At 63.0% G+C, this 17,097-nt stretch carries 12 protein-coding genes; 7 read left to right on the plus strand and 5 right to left on the minus strand.

The window, feature by feature from the left end; all coding sequences use genetic code 11:
- Positions 1-471 precede the first annotated feature (471 nt).
- The gene (gene glyA, locus P1U55_RS10805) at positions 472-1,761 is read right to left on the minus strand and encodes a serine hydroxymethyltransferase (RefSeq protein WP_301047589.1); all 1,290 of its coding nucleotides are present in this window, start codon (positions 1,759-1,761) and stop codon (positions 472-474) included.
- Positions 1,762-1,906: 145 nt separating this feature from the next.
- Between glyA and P1U55_RS10810 the strand changes: the two genes are divergently transcribed.
- Positions 1,907-2,683: an NAD kinase gene (locus tag P1U55_RS10810; RefSeq protein ID WP_301047620.1), complete on the plus strand. Its 777-nt coding sequence runs from the start codon at positions 1,907-1,909 to the stop codon at positions 2,681-2,683.
- Positions 2,684-2,763: 80 nt separating this feature from the next.
- On the opposite strand, the gene P1U55_RS10815 is transcribed toward P1U55_RS10810, so the two are convergent.
- The 3 genes from P1U55_RS10815 to prpE form a co-directional block, all read right to left on the minus strand.
- A complete protein-coding gene (locus P1U55_RS10815) occupies positions 2,764-4,185 on the minus strand; it encodes a sigma-54 dependent transcriptional regulator (RefSeq protein ID WP_301047590.1) in 1,422 nt (473 codons plus the stop codon).
- Positions 4,182-5,822 carry an ATP-binding protein gene (locus P1U55_RS10820; RefSeq protein ID WP_301047591.1) on the minus strand — a complete coding sequence of 547 codons (1,641 nt, stop codon included), beginning with the start codon at positions 5,820-5,822 and terminating at the stop codon, positions 4,182-4,184. Before P1U55_RS10820 ends, P1U55_RS10815 begins: the two co-directional genes overlap by 4 nt.
- Positions 5,823-5,962: 140 nt before the next feature.
- Positions 5,963-7,861: a propionate-CoA ligase PrpE gene (gene prpE, locus P1U55_RS10825; protein WP_301047592.1), complete on the minus strand. Its 1,899-nt coding sequence runs from the start codon at positions 7,859-7,861 to the stop codon at positions 5,963-5,965.
- A gap of 781 nt (positions 7,862-8,642) precedes the next feature.
- Here prpE and P1U55_RS10830 point away from each other — a divergent pair.
- Entirely contained in the window at positions 8,643-9,599 is a 957-nt protein-coding gene (locus P1U55_RS10830) for a Hint domain-containing protein (protein WP_301047593.1), read from the plus strand.
- A 238-nt stretch (positions 9,600-9,837) separates the two neighbouring features.
- On the opposite strand, the gene P1U55_RS10835 is transcribed toward P1U55_RS10830, so the two are convergent.
- On the minus strand, positions 9,838-12,117 hold the full coding sequence (locus P1U55_RS10835) for an NADP-dependent malic enzyme (RefSeq protein WP_301047594.1): 2,280 nt from the start codon (positions 12,115-12,117) through the stop codon (positions 9,838-9,840).
- Positions 12,118-12,514: 397 nt separating this feature from the next.
- Here P1U55_RS10835 and P1U55_RS10840 point away from each other — a divergent pair, with 397 nt between their 5' ends.
- Genes P1U55_RS10840 through upp form a run of 5 tightly spaced genes read left to right on the plus strand, consistent with a single transcriptional unit; the run spans position 12,515 to position 17,035 of the window.
- On the plus strand, positions 12,515-12,913 hold the full coding sequence (locus P1U55_RS10840; RefSeq protein ID WP_301047595.1) for a cytidine deaminase: 399 nt from the start codon (positions 12,515-12,517) through the stop codon (positions 12,911-12,913).
- Positions 12,910-14,223 (plus strand): thymidine phosphorylase, encoded by a 1,314-nt coding sequence (locus tag P1U55_RS10845; protein WP_301047596.1) that lies wholly within the window; start codon positions 12,910-12,912, stop codon positions 14,221-14,223. Before P1U55_RS10840 ends, P1U55_RS10845 begins: the two co-directional genes overlap by 4 nt.
- Entirely contained in the window at positions 14,224-15,420 is a 1,197-nt protein-coding gene (locus P1U55_RS10850; RefSeq protein WP_301047597.1) for a phosphopentomutase, read from the plus strand.
- The gene (locus tag P1U55_RS10855; protein ID WP_301047598.1) at positions 15,417-16,403 is read left to right on the plus strand and encodes an adenosine deaminase; all 987 of its coding nucleotides are present in this window, start codon (positions 15,417-15,419) and stop codon (positions 16,401-16,403) included. Before P1U55_RS10850 ends, P1U55_RS10855 begins: the two co-directional genes overlap by 4 nt.
- Positions 16,400-17,035 (plus strand): uracil phosphoribosyltransferase, encoded by a 636-nt coding sequence (upp, locus tag P1U55_RS10860; protein WP_301047599.1) that lies wholly within the window; start codon positions 16,400-16,402, stop codon positions 17,033-17,035. The genes P1U55_RS10855 and upp overlap by 4 nt, the downstream gene beginning before the upstream one ends.
- Positions 17,036-17,097 lie beyond the last annotated feature (62 nt).

The following is a 17,097-nucleotide window of genomic DNA, read 5'->3' on the forward strand; positions in this document are numbered from 1 at the left end:
AGATCGCAATGGCAGCAAAGTCCCGCACAGCGGCCACTTGCTCAAGGCGAAGCCAAAGGCCGTTGAGAGCCCTTTCTCCCCCTTACTGATCCGCGCGCCCCGACCGGAATCAAGCCGAAGGCGCCGGTCGAGCGCCTGCCCGTTCCGGCGGGCTGGCGCTACCTCACCATCAGCGCGACGAAGAACCGGAAGATGACCTTGCAACCATAAAGGGCTTGCGAACATCCGTCGCTGCGCCATCCCACGGGCAGGCGCTCGACCGGCTTTGGTGGCGTTTTTATGGGCGAAGGCGATTGCGCGATCCGGGTTGGGGTGGTTCGGGTGGCCGTGATGGCTTGCTGTCCGAGGGGTTTGAAGATGGGCCAAGGTGCTGCCGCATCCGTGCCGCTGAGAGGGTGCTGAATAAGGAAAGGGCGGCGCTGTGGAGCGCCGCCCGTTTGCATTTGGAGGTGGGTTTTATCCACCCGAGGATCACTCGTAGAGCGGGAAGCGGGCGCAGAGGGCCTGCACCTCGGCTTTTACCTTTTCTTCGACGGCGGTGTTGCCTTCTTCACCGTTGGCGGCGAGGCCATCGACGACCTCAACGATCCAGCCTGCGATTTGGGTGAACTCGGGCGCGCCAAAGCCGCGGGTGGTGCCTGCGGGGGTGCCAAGGCGGATGCCGGAGGTGACGAAGGGTTTTTCAGGGTCAAACGGCACGCCGTTCTTGTTGCAGGTGATATGGGCGCGGCCCAATGCGGCCTCGGCGGCCTTGCCGGTCACGCCTTTGGGGCGCAGATCGGCCAGGGCGAGGTGGTTGTCGGTGCCGCCGGAAACCACATCAATGCCGCCTTTTTGCAGTGCGTCTGAAAGCGCCTTGGCGTTGGCGACCACTTGCGCGGCGTAGTCCTTGAACTCGGGGCGCAGGGCCTCGGCAAAGGCGACGGCCTTGGCGGCGATGACGTGCATCAAGGGGCCACCCTGAAGGCCGGGGAAGACGGCGGAGTTGAACTTTTTGGCCAGCGCTTCATCGTTGCACAGGATCATGCCGCCACGCGGGCCGCGCAGGGATTTATGCGTGGTGGTGGTGCAGACATGGGCGTGCGGGATTGGCGAGGGGTGGGCGCCACCGGCGACGAGGCCCGCGATGTGGGCCATGTCAACGTGCAGGTAGGCGCCAACCTCATCGGCAATCGCGCGGAAGGCGGCCCAATCCCAGGTGCGCGAATAGGCGGTGCCGCCGGCGATGATGAGCTTGGGCTTATGCTCCAGCGCCTTGGCGCGAACTTCGTCCATATCGAGCAGTTGATTGTCTTCGCGCACTCCGTAGCTGACCACGTTGAACCACTTGCCCGACATGTTGACAGGCGAGCCATGGGTGAGGTGGCCGCCGGAGTTGAGATCAAGCCCCATGAAGGTATCACCCGGCTGGAGCAGGGCGAGGAACACGGCCTGGTTCATCTGGGAGCCAGAGTTGGGCTGGACGTTGGCGAAGTTGCAGCCAAACAGCTCCTTGGCGCGGTCGATCGCCAGGGTTTCGGCGATATCGACGTATTGGCAGCCGCCGTAGTAGCGCTTGCCGGGATAACCTTCGGCGTATTTGTTGGTCATCACCGAGCCCTGGGCTTCGAGGACCGCGTTGCTAACGATGTTCTCGGAGGCGATCAGCTCGATCTCGTCGCGCTGGCGGCCGAGCTCAAGGTCAATCGCCTTGGCGATCTCGGGATCGCGGGAGGCGAGGGTTTCAGTGAAAAATCCGTTGTCTCGGTGGGGCGCGTTCATGGCATTGGCCTCTTTGGAATGGGGACGGGTTGCCGCTCCCTTAGCCCATGCGGGCGGGTTGAGAAAGGGTTGGAAGCGCTAGAAAGTGCAGAAAACGCGGCTCTTGTGTTTCGCATCGGCGCGGGCGATGAAACCTGAGAAACCTATGCAAGGGGCTGGAGCCGTGACGAAAATCGCCTTTACGGCCAGTAATACGCAGATCGCCCAAGAGGCGCAGGCGCATCTTTCGGCGCAATACGGCAACGTGCCGCTGGAGCAGGCCGAGGTGATTGTGGCGCTGGGCGGGGATGGGCACATGCTGGACACCCTGCGCGAAACCCAGCAGCTTTTGACCCCGGTTTATGGGATGAACTGCGGCACCATCGGCTTTTTGATGAACGACTATGCCGAGCCTGCGTTGATCGAGCGGCTGGGCGCGGCGCAGGAAGAGGTGATCCATCCGTTACAGATGCGCGCGTTCACCAGCGGCGGCAAAACCGAGGAATTGCTGGCGATCAACGAGGTGAGCCTGCTGCGGCAGGGGCCGCAGGCGGCAAAGCTGCGGATCTCGGTGGATGGCCGGGTGAGGATGGATGAGCTGGTGTGTGACGGCGCGTTGCTGAGCACGCCTGCGGGCTCTACCGCCTATAACTACAGCGCCCACGGGCCGATCCTGCCGATTGGGGCGGAGGTGCTGGCGCTCACCCCGATTGCCGCGTTTCGCCCGCGGCGATGGCGTGGGGCCTTGCTGCCAATGGCGGTGGAGGTGCGCTTTGATGTGCTTCAGCCGCAAAAGCGCCCGGTGCGTGCCGAGGCCGATAGCCGCGCGGTGATGGATGTGGTGACGGTGATTGTGCGCTCGGATGATCAGGTCAAGCATCGCATCCTGTTTGACCCCGGCCATGGGCTGGAAGAACGGCTGATCCGCGAGCAATTTGCCTGAGGGCAGGGTGGCGGCTTTTTCTGGCACCATGAGGCAAGGCTGAGCCGCGCCGTGCCTAAGTGCGGCGGGCGAGGGTGGCTTCAGCTTTCGTGGGGGCCATTGCGCTGCCAGCTTTCGCGCTTGCGGTAGATCGTGGAGGGCGAAAGATCTAGGGTGCGGGCGGCCTTGGGCACAGAGCCGCCGTGCTGGGCGATGGTGGCTTCGATCACGGTGCGCTCGATCTCGGCCATGGTTTTGCCGATCAGCCCGTCCAGCGGCAGGGCGGGCCGGGGCTGTGCTGCCTGGGCCGGGGCCGGGCCATGCGCGGCTTCGGCGCGGGCTTCAACCTCGTGGTGCAACTCCATTGGCAGCATCGCCAGCGTGACCTCGGGACCATCGTGCAGCACCACCACATTGCGCAGCACGTTGAGTAACTGGCGCACGTTGCCGGGCCATGGCAGGCTGGCGAACAGCTCTTCCACCTCGGGCGCGATCCGCTGGAAGCCCTTGCCTTCTTCGGCGGCAAATTCGGCCAGCGCATTGCGGGCGATTTCCACCACATCGGTGCCCCGGCAACGCAGCGGTGGCAGGTGGATGGGCACAACGTGGAGGCGGTAATACAGGTCTTCGCGGAAGCGCCCGGCGCGCACCTCTTCTGCGGGGTCCCGGTTGGTGGCGCAGAGGATACGCACACTCACCTTGCGCGGCTGGGTTGCGCCGACGGGCTGGATCGAGGAGGTTTGCAGAAAGCGCAGAAGCTTGGTTTGCAAACCCAGATCCATCTCGCAGATTTCATCCAGAAACAGGGTGCCACCATCGGCGGCTGCCGCTGCGCCGGGCTTGTCGGCCAGGGCGCCGGTGAAGCTGCCCTTGAGGTGGCCGAACACCTCGCTTTCAAGCAGGTCGGCGGGGATGGCGCCGCAGTTGAGCGGCACGAAGGGGCCTCGGGCGCGTGACGAACAATCATGCACCGCGCGGGCGCATAGCTCCTTGCCGGTGCCGCTTTCGCCGGAGATGAAAACGGTGGCCATGGAGCGGCTGACCGAGGCGATCTTTTCCATCACGTCGCGCATCACCGGCGATGTGCCGATGAGGCCCGTGGCCAGCGCATCGGGCAGCTCGGGGCGTGGGGCGGGGGCGGGGGAGGCGCCGCTGGCAATGGCGTGCTCGGCAACCGCATTTGCAACGGTATCGGTGAGGCGGGTTTCATCAAACGGTTTGATCAGAAACTCAAACGCTCCGGCGCGCATGGCCTCAACCGCGCGGTTTATCGTGGCGTTGGCGGTGATGACGATGACGCGGGTGGCCGGATCGGCGGTGATGAACTCGCGGATCAGCTCCAGCCCGTCGCGGTCAGGCAGCATGAGGTCCACCAGCACCACGCCGGGGCGCTTGGTGTTGAACAGGCGCGTGCCTTCCTCGGCGGTGCCGGCGGAGTGGACGGTGTGGCCGACATTGCGCAGCACGTTTTCATAGACAAGCTGCATCGAGGGGACATCCTCGATGAGAAGGAGCGCTGTCATGGGCCAACCTCGACGGCGGGGAACCGGGTGGAGAACTCTTCTGCGACGAGGGTGATGAGGCTCTCGAGGCGGCTGTCAATTTCGGCGGCGCTTTCAGTGAGGCAGGCCGCGGCATCGGCGCGGTGGGCGGCGGCATTGGCGCGGCAGGCGAGGGTTTGCAGCATTTCGGCCCCGATAGCCCCGGAAAGCGAGATGAGCACATGGGTGTGGCCGCGGATGGCGGCGGCGTCATCCGTTTCTATCGCGGTTGCGAGGCCGGTGCGGGTGCGCCTGAGATCGGTGAGCAGGCGGGTGAGGAACTCTTGCCCCTTGTCACTGCCCGAGATCGCCAGCAGGCGCTCCAGCCGTTCGACGCTGAACTCTGTTGGCTCGTCATCGGTTGAAGGGGGGGCAGGCGCGGCTTGCGGGCCGGTATCATCGGCGGTGGAGGTTGGATCATCTGGCAGCAGGGCGGGGGCGGCACCACGGGTGCGCAGCATCAGCGTGGCGATGGCCTGCCCGAAGGCCGCAAGCGAGTGGACCGGCTTGGCGAGGATCCCATCGGCCCCGGCGGCATAAATGCGCTCACGGTGCTCTTGCAGCACATAGGCGGTGACGGCGATCATGGGCATGAGGCGGGTATCGGAGGGCAAAGCGCGAGTCGCGGCAATAACCTCGGTGCCCGAAAGGCGGGGCATGTCGATATCGACCAGCGCGAAATCATAGCTCCCGGCCTTGATTGCGCTCAGGGCCTCGGCTCCATCAGGGGCGATCTTCCATGTGGCACCGAGATGATCGAGCATTTGCGTGAAGAGAAGCTGGTTGGTGGCGTTGTCCTCGGCCACCAGGACGGTGAGGCCCGAAAGATCAGGCAGGGAGGGCGGGCCGGAAGCGGCGGCGGAATCCCCCGCGCGGTCGCGCTGCCAGGCCCAGGCCACACGCGGGAGCGAAAGCGACACTTCGGCCCCGCCGGTTGCGCTGGTGTTGGAGGCCTGAAGCTGCCCGCCCAGACGGGTGGCCAGCTCCTTGGCGATGTGCAGGCCAAGGCCGGAGCCGGGGCGGGTTTGGCCCTGTGGGCGCCCGCCGCGCTCAAACAGGCGGGCCAGCGCCGCATCAGAAAAGCCAGGGCCGCGATCACGCACAGTGAAGCGCAGCTCACCCCCGGTGTGGGTGCTGACGGCGAGGGTAACCGCGCCCCAATCGGCATATTTGAAGGCGTTTGAGAGCAAATTGGCCAACACCCTGTCAACCGCGACGGCATCAAGATGGATCACGGTGGGCAGGTCTGCCGCGATCTTGAGGCGCAGCTGCATCCCGCGCTCGCGGGCGTGGCCGGCCCAACGGCGCTCAAGATTGCGCAGGATGGCGAGCAGGGGCACAGGCTCGGTGGCCGGATCGGGGGCGACGGGCAGGGTGCCGCGCCCTTCAAGCTGGGACAGAGCGCTGTCGAGCAGCCCGGCCAGCGCCTCGCCCGCCGTAGACACGCGCTGAAGCTGGGCGGCGGTGGCAGGATCAAGCGTGGACATATCGACCAGCCGCAACCCGCTCACCACGTCAGAGACGGCAGAGCGGATATCATGGGAGAACAGCTCAAGCGCAGCCTCACGAGATGCACCACCGGAGCGGTGATCGCCTGGGGGCAGCCAATCTTCAGCCATTCCTCCTCCCTGTCATCCCGGCGCTGAGCGCCCGATCAATGTGAACTCTCGCAATGGTTGCAAGCCACGTGAGATCAGACAAGCCTACTCTCACGTGGAGCATAACACAAAGGCAGGTATTCCAGACCGTGCGCGTGGTGTCACCCCGCCTTTTGGGGGTATCCCAACGTGCCGAGAGCCTCGCGGATCTCATCAAGGATGGCGGGATCGTCGATTGTGGCGGGCATCTTGAAGTCTTTGCCGTCGGCGATGCTGACCATGGTGGCGCGCAAGATTTTGCCCGAGCGGGTTTTTGGCAGGCGGTTCACCACGCATGCCAACTTGAAGGCCGCAACCGGGCCGATCTGATCGCGCACCAGTTTGACGCACTCCTTCACCACCTCGTCGTGGGGCTTGTTGCACCCGGCGTTGAGGCAAAGAAAGCCCATTGGCACCTGGCCTTTGAGCGTGTCGCTCACGCCGATCACCGCACATTCGGCCACATCGGGGTGGCCTGCGAGCACCTCTTCCATGCCGCCGGTCGAGAGGCGGTGGCCCGCGACATTGATCACGTCATCGGTGCGGGCCATGATGTAGAGGTAGCCGTCATCGTCGATCATCCCGGCGTCACCAGTCTCATAATAGCCGGGAAAATGCTCAAGGTAGGCTTTGTGAAAGCGCTCTTCGGCATTCCAAAGGCCCGGCAGGGCGCCGGGGGGCAGCGGCAGCTTGATGGCGATTGCGCCCAGCTCGCCGGGCTTCATCGGATAGCCGCCTTCATCGAGGATGTGCACATTATAGCCCGGCATCAGCACCGAGGGGGAGCCAAGCTTGACGGGCAGTTGCTCGATCCCAAGCGGGTTGGCGGCGATGGCGAAGCCGGTTTCAGTTTGCCACCAATGGTCGATCACCGGAACGTTGAGCATATCCTGCGCCCAAGTGATTGTATCAGGATCGGCGCGCTCACCGGCGAGGTAGACGGCCTTGAGCGAGGAGAGATCATACTTGCCGACCAACTCGCCCTTCGGGTCTTCGCGCTTGACCGCGCGAAAGGCGGTGGGGGCGGTAAAGAAGCTGGTGACCCTATGCTCGGAAATCACCCGCCAGAAGGTGCCGGCATCGGGGGTGCCCACGGGCTTGCCCTCAAACACGATGGTGGTGTTGCCGTGAACCAGCGGCCCGTAGCAGATGTAGCTGTGGCCTACGACCCAGCCCACGTCGGACGCGGCCCAGAACACCTCTCCCGGATCAACGTTATAGATGTTCTTCATCGTCCAGTTCAGCGCCACAAGGTGCCCGCCGGTATCGCGCACCACGCCCTTGGGCTGGCCGGTGGTGCCGGAGGTATAGAGGATATAGGCCGGGTGGTTGCCCTCAACCGGCACACATTCGGCCGGTTGGGTGCCAAACTGGAAGCCGTGCCAGTTAAAATCACGGCCCTCTTTAAGCTCGGCCACTTCCTGCTCGCGCTGGAAGATGACGCAGAAATCGGGCTTGTGGGTGGCGGCGTCGATGGCACCATCGAGCAGCGGTTTGTAGTGGACCACGCGGTCTGGCTCCAGCCCGCAGGACGCGGCGATGATCGCCTTGGGCTTGGCATCGTCGATCCGCACCGCAAGCTCATGCGCCGCAAACCCGCCGAACACGACCGAATGCACAGCACCGAGCCGGGCGCAGGCAAGCATGGCCTCCAGCGCCTCGGGGATCATCGGCATGTAAATGATCACGCGGTCGCCCTTCTCGATCCCCTTGGCGCGCAGGGCCCCGGCCAGATTGGCCACTCTGTTGCGCAGCTCGACAAAGGTAATTTCACGTTTGGAGTGGGTGATCGGGCTGTCGTGGATAATGGCGACCTGCTCACCGCGCCCGCCCTCGACGTGGCGGTCAACCGCGTTGTAGCAGGCATTGACCATGCCATCGGCAAACCACTCATATTTATCGTCGCCCTTGTCAAAAAACGCCTTTGAGGGGGGCTTCACCCAATTAATCGGCTCGGCGGCCTTCATCCAGAATGCCTCGGGGTTTGCTTTCCAAGCGTTGTAAACGTCTTTGTATGCCATGGTTTGCCTCCTCCTCACGGGTGTATTCTCTTAGGAAGCGGCAGGGGGCTCTGGCAAGCGTGGAGCGGCGGGGCGCGGCCATTTAACCCAAAAACTTTGCATTTTTGCGGGATTTGGCCTGCAAATCTATGCAAACCCATGGGGTTTTTGCTTCTATGAGTGAAGTCCAGCCGGGTTTGCAAAGTTTTCGCGGGCGTTGTCCGACTCGGAGGCCGGATCGGGGGTGGCATTGCGCGGCCAAAATCCCGGCCTGAGGGCCGGTGGCGACGGGAGATTCAGGGCGAATTTGTGGGCTGCTTGGTGCGGAGTTTTGATGAATGATTCGCTCTAAAGTTGTTTTTCGCTGTCTCGATTTTGGCGTGGATGTGCAACTTTGGGGTGATTTTGGAGTCAGATTTAGCCGAATCTTGCCAATCGGCAGAATTCCGCCGGTGTTGTTTGAATCACAGCATTTTACTTAGTTTGGTGCAAAAAAGTGCTTTTTTCCCCTAATCTGTTTCCCCTTCCTCAACAGTAAGTCAAAAGTGGCAGTATTGAGGAGTGGGAAAGCAACACGCTAAGGGCGATTTTCTCTAAGTATCGATCATGGCTGCGACGTCATGCCAGTTTCGCATTTTGTTAGTGAGAAATTTTTTGCTCATTTTAAGGTTGTTAACGATCTGAGGCGGGATATTGTTTTAACTTAAATCCAACTTTGCCGCGATTTGCCGGGTCCGGACGCTCGGAATCCGGAGGCTGCGGGAAAGGAAATTGGGGTATTGTCTGAGCGAGGAGTTCTAGGATGGCCACGGAAGACATCACGGTAACGCATTACATCGGTTCCCTGCTGGGGACTGATTTGTTCGGCGGTCATACGATTTTGCTCAATGGGTTTGGGGCCACGGAAAACGGAACGCTGGAGGACGACGACGGCTTCCTTGGAGATATTGACGATGGCACGGCGACGTTTAACGGCCATCCGATCAACTATATCGGCAGCGGCACGGTGCAACCGGGTGTGGCCGTGGGCGCTCTTATTGTCGGGCTCGGACCCACCAGTGATGTGGTGGTGTTTGAGGCCGATGGCCATACCTACTTTCACTATCCAGACGGCGAGCCGAATGTGTTGGGGGCGGTTGCACTGATCGTCGACATCGACGCAACGCCTTACGAGGTGTTTACGCCGATTTGCTTTGGTCCTGGCACGATGATCCTGACTCCGGATGGCTACTGCCCAGTAGCCTCCGTGAAAGCCGGGGACTGGGTGCGCGATGCAGACGGAAAGGCGCATGAGGTGCTTTGGGCCTCTTCGAGAACGGTGAAGATCCCCTCCCTCCCTGCCTTCGAGAAGTGGTCACCCGTTTGCATCGCGCGCAACAGCTTTGGGCAAGGGGTGCCGTTTCGCGACACCTACCTTTCGCGCCAGCACCGGGTTGGGGTGCATGGGCATGCGGCCGAACTGGTTTTGGGGGCTGACCGCTGCTTTGCATCCGCACACAACCTAGTGAACCACAAGGGGGTGCGGCTGGATGACGAGGTGCGGGAGATCACCTATCATCACCTGATGTGCGAGGAGCATGTGTCACTGGTGGCCAACGGAATGCTGGCAGAAAGCCTTTACCTGAACCCCACATCGCCAGACTTTCGGCTGGACGCAGCGGCGCAGGAAGCGCTGGACCTGTTTCCGGAGCTGAAGATGGAGATCAGCGCGCCCGTTGCAAACCGTCGCGAGGCTCAGGTGCTGTCCACGTTCTTCTAAGGGGGCGGTCATAAGCGCCTCTTGAAGAGACCGGCCATTTGCCCCCCAGGCTATGGGCCGGATCACCCGCGCCGCCCCCCGAGCGGCGCGGGTGATATTTTACCGGATTAAAGCGTCACGCCTTTAACCTGACGCATCAGGCAAAGGCGAGGCGCGCGCAACATTCCTGCTTCGCACTGCGCTGCGCCAAAAGCTGTGAGCCAGGCCTTTGGCGGGGCCGCCTTAATGAGAGTTTGGCCTAGCCGTAGGTATCGACCGGGGTTCCGGCGAGGGCAGACATGTTGAGCAACCCGCGTGCGGTAATCGAAGGGGTGACGATATGGGCGCGGTTGCCCATGCCCATGAGGATCGGGCCAACTTCGAGGCCGCCGGCTTTCATCTTGAGGATGTTGCGCACGCCGGAAGCGGCATCGGCGGAGGAGAAGACCAGCACGTTGGCGGCCCCCTGAAGGCGCGCCTCGGGCAGTAGGCGGCTGCGCAGATCGGGATCAAGGGCGGAGTCGACGTGCATTTCACCCTCGTAGCAGAAATCCACCTGCATATCGTCGAGCATTTCCAGGGCCTCGCGCATCCGGCGGCCGCCTTCGCTATCGAGGTTGCCGAACTGGCTGTGCGAGCAAAGCGCGATCATCGGCTCCAGGCCGAAGCGGCGCACATGGCGGGCCGCGCCGATCACCGTTTCGCAGATTTCATGCGCCTTGGGGAACTGGTGGACCTGCGTATCGGCAATGAAGAGCGGCCCGTCTTCAAGGATCATCAGCGAGAGCGCCGCGACCGGGTGCAGCGCCCGGCTGCCGAGGATCTGGCGCACATAGTTGAGGTGCCAGAGGAACTGCCCGAAGGTGCCGCAGATCATGCTGTCGGCGTCGCCTTGGTGCACCATGATGGCCGCGATGGCGGTGGTGTTGGTGCGCAGCACGGTGCGGGCCAGATCGGGGGTAACACCCCGCCGGGCCATCAGGCGGTGATAGGCCTCCCAGTAATCGCGATAGCGGGGGTCATATTGCGGGTTCACCAGCTCAAAATCACGTCCGGGGCGGATCTTGAGGCCCGCCCGCTCGCAGCGCCGTTCAACCACATCGGGACGACCAATAAGGATGGGCAGATCGGTGGTTTGCTCCAGCATGGCGTTGGCGGCACGCAGCACCCGCTCATCCTCGCCTTCGGAGAACACGATCTTGCGCTGCGCCTGTGCTGCGGCCTCGAACACCGGGCGCATCAGCAGGGCCGATTTGAAGACCGACCGATCAAGCCCGGCCTTGTAAGCCTCAAAATCCGCAACCGGGCGGCTGGCAACGCCGCTATCGCAGGCGGCCTTGGCCACGGCGGTGGCGACCACGCCCATGAGGCGTGGATCAAACGGCTTTGGGATCAGGTAATCGGTGCCAAAGGTAAGCTGCTCGCCTTTATAGGCCGCAGCGGCCTCGGCGGAGGTGGTGGCACGGGCCAGGGCGGCGATCCCTTCGATACAGCCAAGCTGCATGGCGTCATTGATCTCGGTTGCGCCCACATCGAGCGCGCCGCGAAAGATGAACGGAAAGCAAAGGACGTTGTTCACCTGGTTCGGGTAATCAGAGCGCCCGGTCGCGATGATCGCGCCGGGGGCGACGGAGCGCACCTCATCCGGGGTGATCTCGGGCGTGGGGTTGGCCAGTGCGAAGATGATCGGATTTTCGGCCATTCTGGCCACATCGGCGGGTTTGAGAACGCCGGGGCCGGAGAGGCCGAGGAACAGATCGGCCCCCTCGATCACATCGCCCAGCGTAGCGGGGGAGGTGCCTTGGGCGAAGGCGGCCTTTTGCGGTGTCATCTCCTCGGTGCGGCCCTCGTGAACGAGGCCCGCGATATCACACAGCCAGACGTTCTCGCGCTTCACGCCGAGCTTGAGCAGCATGTTGAGGCAGGCGATGCCCGCCGCGCCGCCGCCGGTGGAGACAACCTTTATCTCGCTCCATTTTTTGCCGGTGAGTTGCAGCGCGTTGGTGGCCGCCGCGCCGACGACGATGGCGGTGCCGTGCTGATCGTCATGAAACACCGGGATGTTCATCCGCTCGCGGCAGAGCTTTTCGACGATGAAGCAATCGGGGGCTTTGATGTCTTCGAGGTTGATCGCGCCAAAGGTCGGCTCCAGCGCGCAGACGATATCGGCCAGCTTCTCGGGGTCACTTTCGTTTACCTCAAGATCGAAGCAGTCGATATTGGCGAACTTCTTGAAGAGGACGGCCTTGCCTTCCATCACCGGTTTGGAGGCCAGCGCGCCGATATTGCCAAGCCCAAGCACCGCAGAGCCATTGGAAACCACGGCCACAAGGTTGCCACGGGCGGTAAAATTGGCGGCCTGTGCGGGATCCTTGGCGATGGCGGTAGAGGCCTCGGCCACGCCGGGCGAATAGGCGAGCGACAGATCGCGCCCGTTGGCCAGCGGCTTGGTGGCCCGGATCTCCAGCTTGCCGGGCTTGGGATACTGGTGATAATGCAGCGGCGCGCTGAGTGGGGGTGTTTCGCTTGAATCGCTCATGGGGCCTCCCGAAAACTGGTTTAATGCTAAACCATCTCCTCCGAGCGGCATGCCACAGATCGCCGGATGAGGCAAGTTTGCCGACGGAAAGGCACGGTTTCGTCCGGCCGCACGTTTTGCAGATTGCAATTTTATGTTTCGGGCATGGATTTTTCCGTTTAGCATCCCGGAGGAACGGGTGAATTTGCCCTGCCATATATCATGCGCTGGCCAAGGCCGGGTTTGGGCTTGTGGCGGGGTGAGCTATTTTGGGTGGTCTTCGATGGTTGGCGCGTGGCGCGGCCATGTGGGTCGGTGCATTGGTAAAACGAAACGCCGGGCGGTTTCATGGCGCGGTATAACCTACTTCGGGGAGCCCAGAGGGTTAATCCCCTTTGCAGCAGGACGGAGACATCCGATGGAGCTTCTTGAGGCAGCGCGCGATGTGCGGGCACGGGCCTATGCACCCTATTCAAAGTTCAAGGTTGGCGCAGCTGTGCGCAGCACCACCGGTGCGGTATATGTGGGCTGCAACGTGGAAAACGTGGCCTACCCAGAGGGCACATGCGCCGAAGCAGGGGCCATTGCGGCGATGATCGCAGCCGGTGACAGCGCCATTGCCGAGGTGGCCGTAATCGCAGACAGCCCCGCCCCGGTGCCGCCCTGCGGCGGCTGCCGCCAGAAGTTGGCCGAGTTTGCGCAAGGCGATGTGAAGGTGGTTATGGCGACCACCGCGGGCAAGGTGCTGGAAACCACGGTGGCCGATTTGCTGCCCGGTGCCTTTGGCGCGGATCACATGGCTGGAACTGCAAAATGACAGATGCCCGTGAAGTATTAGGCACGCTGAGGCGGGGCGAACAGGCCAGCGAGGAGCAGGTGCGCTGGTTTGCGGCGGCGCTTGCCGAAGAAGGGGTGAGCGATGCGCAGGTTGGCGCTTTTGCGATGGGCGTGTGTCGCACCCCGTTGAGCCAGGAGGCTCGGGTGGCGCTGACAGTGGCCATGCGCGACTCGGGTGAGGTGCTGAAATGGGATCTGGACGGGCCGGTGGTGGACAAGCATTCCACCGGCGGCGTGGGGGATTGCGTGAGCCTTGCGCTGGCCCCGGCGCTGGCGGCCTGCGGGGTTTATGTGCCGATGATCTCGGGGCGCGGCCTTGGGTTTACCGGCGGCACGCTTGACAAGCTGGAGGCGATCCCCGGCTTTTCACCCGAAATCTCGATTGATCGGGTGCAGCAGGTGACGGCAGAAATTGGCTGTGTGATCGCCTCGGCCTCGGTGGATATCGCCCCGGCGGACAAGCGGCTTTATGCGGTGCGCGATGTGACCGGCACGGTGGAGAGCCTTGATCTGATCACAGCGTCGATCCTTTCAAAAAAGCTGGCCGCCGGGCTGGAGGGGCTGGTGCTGGATGTGAAATGCGGCAGCGGCGCCTTCATGAAAACCCTTGATGAGGCACGGGAATTGGCGCGCTCGCTGGTGGATACGGCCAGTGGCGCAGGCTGCAAGACAACCGCGCTGATCACCGACATGAACCAGCCGTTGGTGCGCTCCGCAGGCAATGCGGTGGAGGTAACAGAGGTAATGGATACGCTCACCGGCTCCGGCGCTTCGGACCCGCTTTTGCACCTCACCTCAAGGCTGGGCGGTGCTTTGCTGGCCAATCATGGGATTGCCTCAAACCGGCACACCGGGGCGGATATGATTGTGGAAAAGATCCGCACCGGCGCGGCGGCCGAGGTGATGGGCCGCATGGTGGCAGCGCTTGGCGGCCCGTCTGACTTTTTGACCCGCTGGCGCGACAGGCTGCCCGCGGCACCTGCAACGGTGGACGTTTGGCCAGACACCCCCGGCTATGTGGAAACCGTAGATGCCGAGGCGCTCGGCCTGGCGGTGATTGACTTGGGCGGCGGGCGCAAGCGGGCACGTGACAGGATCAACCCAAGCGTCGGGCTGACCCATATAGCCCCCATCGGCCAGGAGGTTGGCAAGGGTGGCCGTCCGCTGGCGCGCATTTGTGCGGCCAAGCGTAGTGCCGCCGAGGCCGTAGCGGCAAGGGTGCGCGGCGCTTTCCATCTGAGTGACAGAGCGGTAAACCCACCCAAGCTGGTGATTGAAAGGGTTGAGTAGATGCCCCGTGCGTTTTTGGTGGTGATGGATTCCGTGGGCTGCGGTGGTGCGCCCGATGCCGGGGATTTCGGCGATGAGGGGGCCAACACGCTGGGCCATATCACTGAGGCCTGCGCCGAGGGGCGCGCCGAGGAGGGGCGCTCGGGGCCGCTGAAGATGCCGGTGCTTGATGGGCTGGGCCTTGCCGATGCGGTGGCGCTGGCCAGCGGCTATGCGGGCGGCGGCATGACCGGCAGGCCAACCGGGCTGTGGGGCGCGGCAACCGAGATCAGCCCCGGCAAGGACACCCCCACCGGCCACTGGGAACTGGCAGGCGTGCCGGTGCCGTGGGATTGGCATTACTTCCCCGATGAGGTTCCGGCCTTTCCGCAATTCCTGCTTGATGGCATCGCCTCGATTGCCGGAGTCGGCGGAACCCTGGGCAACCGCCATGCAAGCGGCACGGTGATCCTGGAGGAAGAGGGCGCGCGGCACATCCAGACCGGCTGGCCGATCATTTACACCTCTACCGACAGCGTGCTGCAAATCGCCGCCCATGAAGAGCACTTCGGGCTGGAACGGCTGCTGAGCCTTTGCGAAGAGATCGCGCCAACCCTGCACGCCATGCAGGTGGGCCGGGTGATTGCGCGCCCTTTCATTGGCAGCCCTGAGGACGGATTTACCCGCACCACCAACCGGCGCGACTATGCGATGAGCCCGCCGGAGCCAACGCTGTGCGATTGGGTGCAAGGCGCGGGCGGCAAGGTGCATGCCATTGGCAAGATCAAGGATATCTTTGCGGGCCACGGCATTGATGACGTGCGCAAGGGTGATGATGCCACGTTGATGGGGCATCTGAGTGACTTGGTCGATGAGGCCGAAGACGGCAGCCTGACCTTTGCCAATTTCGTGGAATTCGATAGCCTCTACGGCCACCGCCGCGATGTTTCGGGCTATGCGCGGGCGTTGGAGTGGTTTGACGCGGCCCTGCCGCCGGTGCTCGCCAAGCTGCGCGAGGGCGACATGATGCTTTTCACCGCCGATCATGGCAACGATCCCACATGGCATGGCACCGACCACACCCGCGAGCGGGTGCCGGTGATTGTGGTCGGGCGCGGCGCGGGCGAGATCGGCCACTGTGGCTTTACCGATGTAGCGGCCTCGGTTGCGCATCATCTGAATGTGCCGGCCAAGGGGCCGGGGAGGAGCTTTATTTGACGTTTCAGACCATGCCGAAGGTGGAGCTGCACTTGCACCATGAAGGGGCGGCACCGCCTGAGTTTGTGCGCGGGATCGCCAAGGAAAAGAAGGTGGATATCTCTGGCGTGTTCAATGAGCAGGGGCAATACGCCTACAGCGACTTTGAAGATTTTCTGAGGATTTATGAGGTGGCGACCTCGGTGCTGACCAAGCCCGAAGATTACGCCCGCCTCACCCGCGCGGTGCTGGAAGAACTGGCCGAGCATGGGGTGATTTACGCCGAAACCTTCCTGTCGCCAGACTTTTGTGGTGGCGGCGATGTGAAGGCGTGGATGGAATATCTGGCGGCAATGGTTGAGGTCGCCGAGCAGGCCGAGCAGGAGCTGGGCGTTACCCTGCGCGGCATCGTCACCTGCATCCGCCATTTTGGCCCCGAAAAATCACGCCCGGTGGCCCGCTGCGCCGCCGAAACGGCGGGCGACTGGCTGGTGGGCTTTGGCATGGCCGGGGCCGAGATGGTGGGCGCGCCGGGCGATTTTGCCTGGGCGTTTGATTGCGCGCGGGAAGCCGGGCTGCGGCTCACCTGCCATGCGGGTGAGTGGGGCGGGGCAAAAATGGTTTCGGACACGCTTGACCAGCTTCCGGGCATCGAGCGGATTGGCCATGGGGTGGGCGCGGTGAGTGATCCGGCGCTGATGAAACGGCTGGCGGACACCGGCGTTGTGCTGGAAGTTTGCCCCGGCTCCAACGTGGCGCTTGGTGTGACCCAGAGCTTTAGCGCCCATCCGATCAACACGCTGCGTGAGGCGGGGGTGAAGGTGTGTATCAGCACCGATGATCCGCCGTTTTTCCACACCACGATGACGCGGGAGTATGAAGAGCTTTCGCGGGCGTTCGGCTGGGAAGAAGATGATTTTACCGCGCTGAACCGCGTTGCCGCCGAGGCTGCCTTCTGCGATGAGGACACCCGCGCACGCATTCTCAAAGGGCTAGAAACATGAGCATTCCGCACCTCACGGTCGTCAACCATCCGCTGGTTCAGCACAAGCTGACCCTGATGCGCGACAAGGGCTCGCCAACGGCGGTGTTCCGGCAGCTTTTGCGAGAGATTTCACAGCTTCTGGCCTATGAGGTGACGCGCGACTTGCCGATGACGACCAAGCGGATTGATACGCCGCTGACAGAGATGGATGCCCCCACGCTGGACGGCAAGAAGCTGGCGCTGATCTCGATCCTGCGGGCGGGCAACGGGCTGCTCGACGGGGTGCTTGAGCTGATCCCATCGGCGCGGGTGGGCTTTGTGGGGCTTTACCGTGACGAAGAAACGCTGCAACCGGTCGAATATTATTTCAAGGTGCCCGAAGCGCTGGAAGACCGGCTGGTTATTGCGGTTGATCCGATGCTGGCGACCGGAAATTCAAGCGCGGCGGCGATCGACAGGCTGAAGCAGGCGGGGGCCACAAATATCCGGTTTCTTTGCCTTTTGGCCTCGCCCGAGGGCATTGCGCGGATGAAGGAAGCGCACCCCGATGTGCCGATCGTGACGGCGGCGGTGGATGAGCGGCTCACCGAGCAGGGCTATATCATGCCGGGCCTAGGGGATGCGGGTGACCGCATGTTTGGCACCAAATAGGCGATTTCCCCCTTGCTTGATTGTTTCCGATTAGGCATCCTCCCCTATATCTAGTGGGGGTT

Origin of the sequence: Vannielia sp., from assembly GCF_029212645.1 — a bacterium.
Lineage (GTDB): Bacteria > Pseudomonadota > Alphaproteobacteria > Rhodobacterales > Rhodobacteraceae > Vannielia.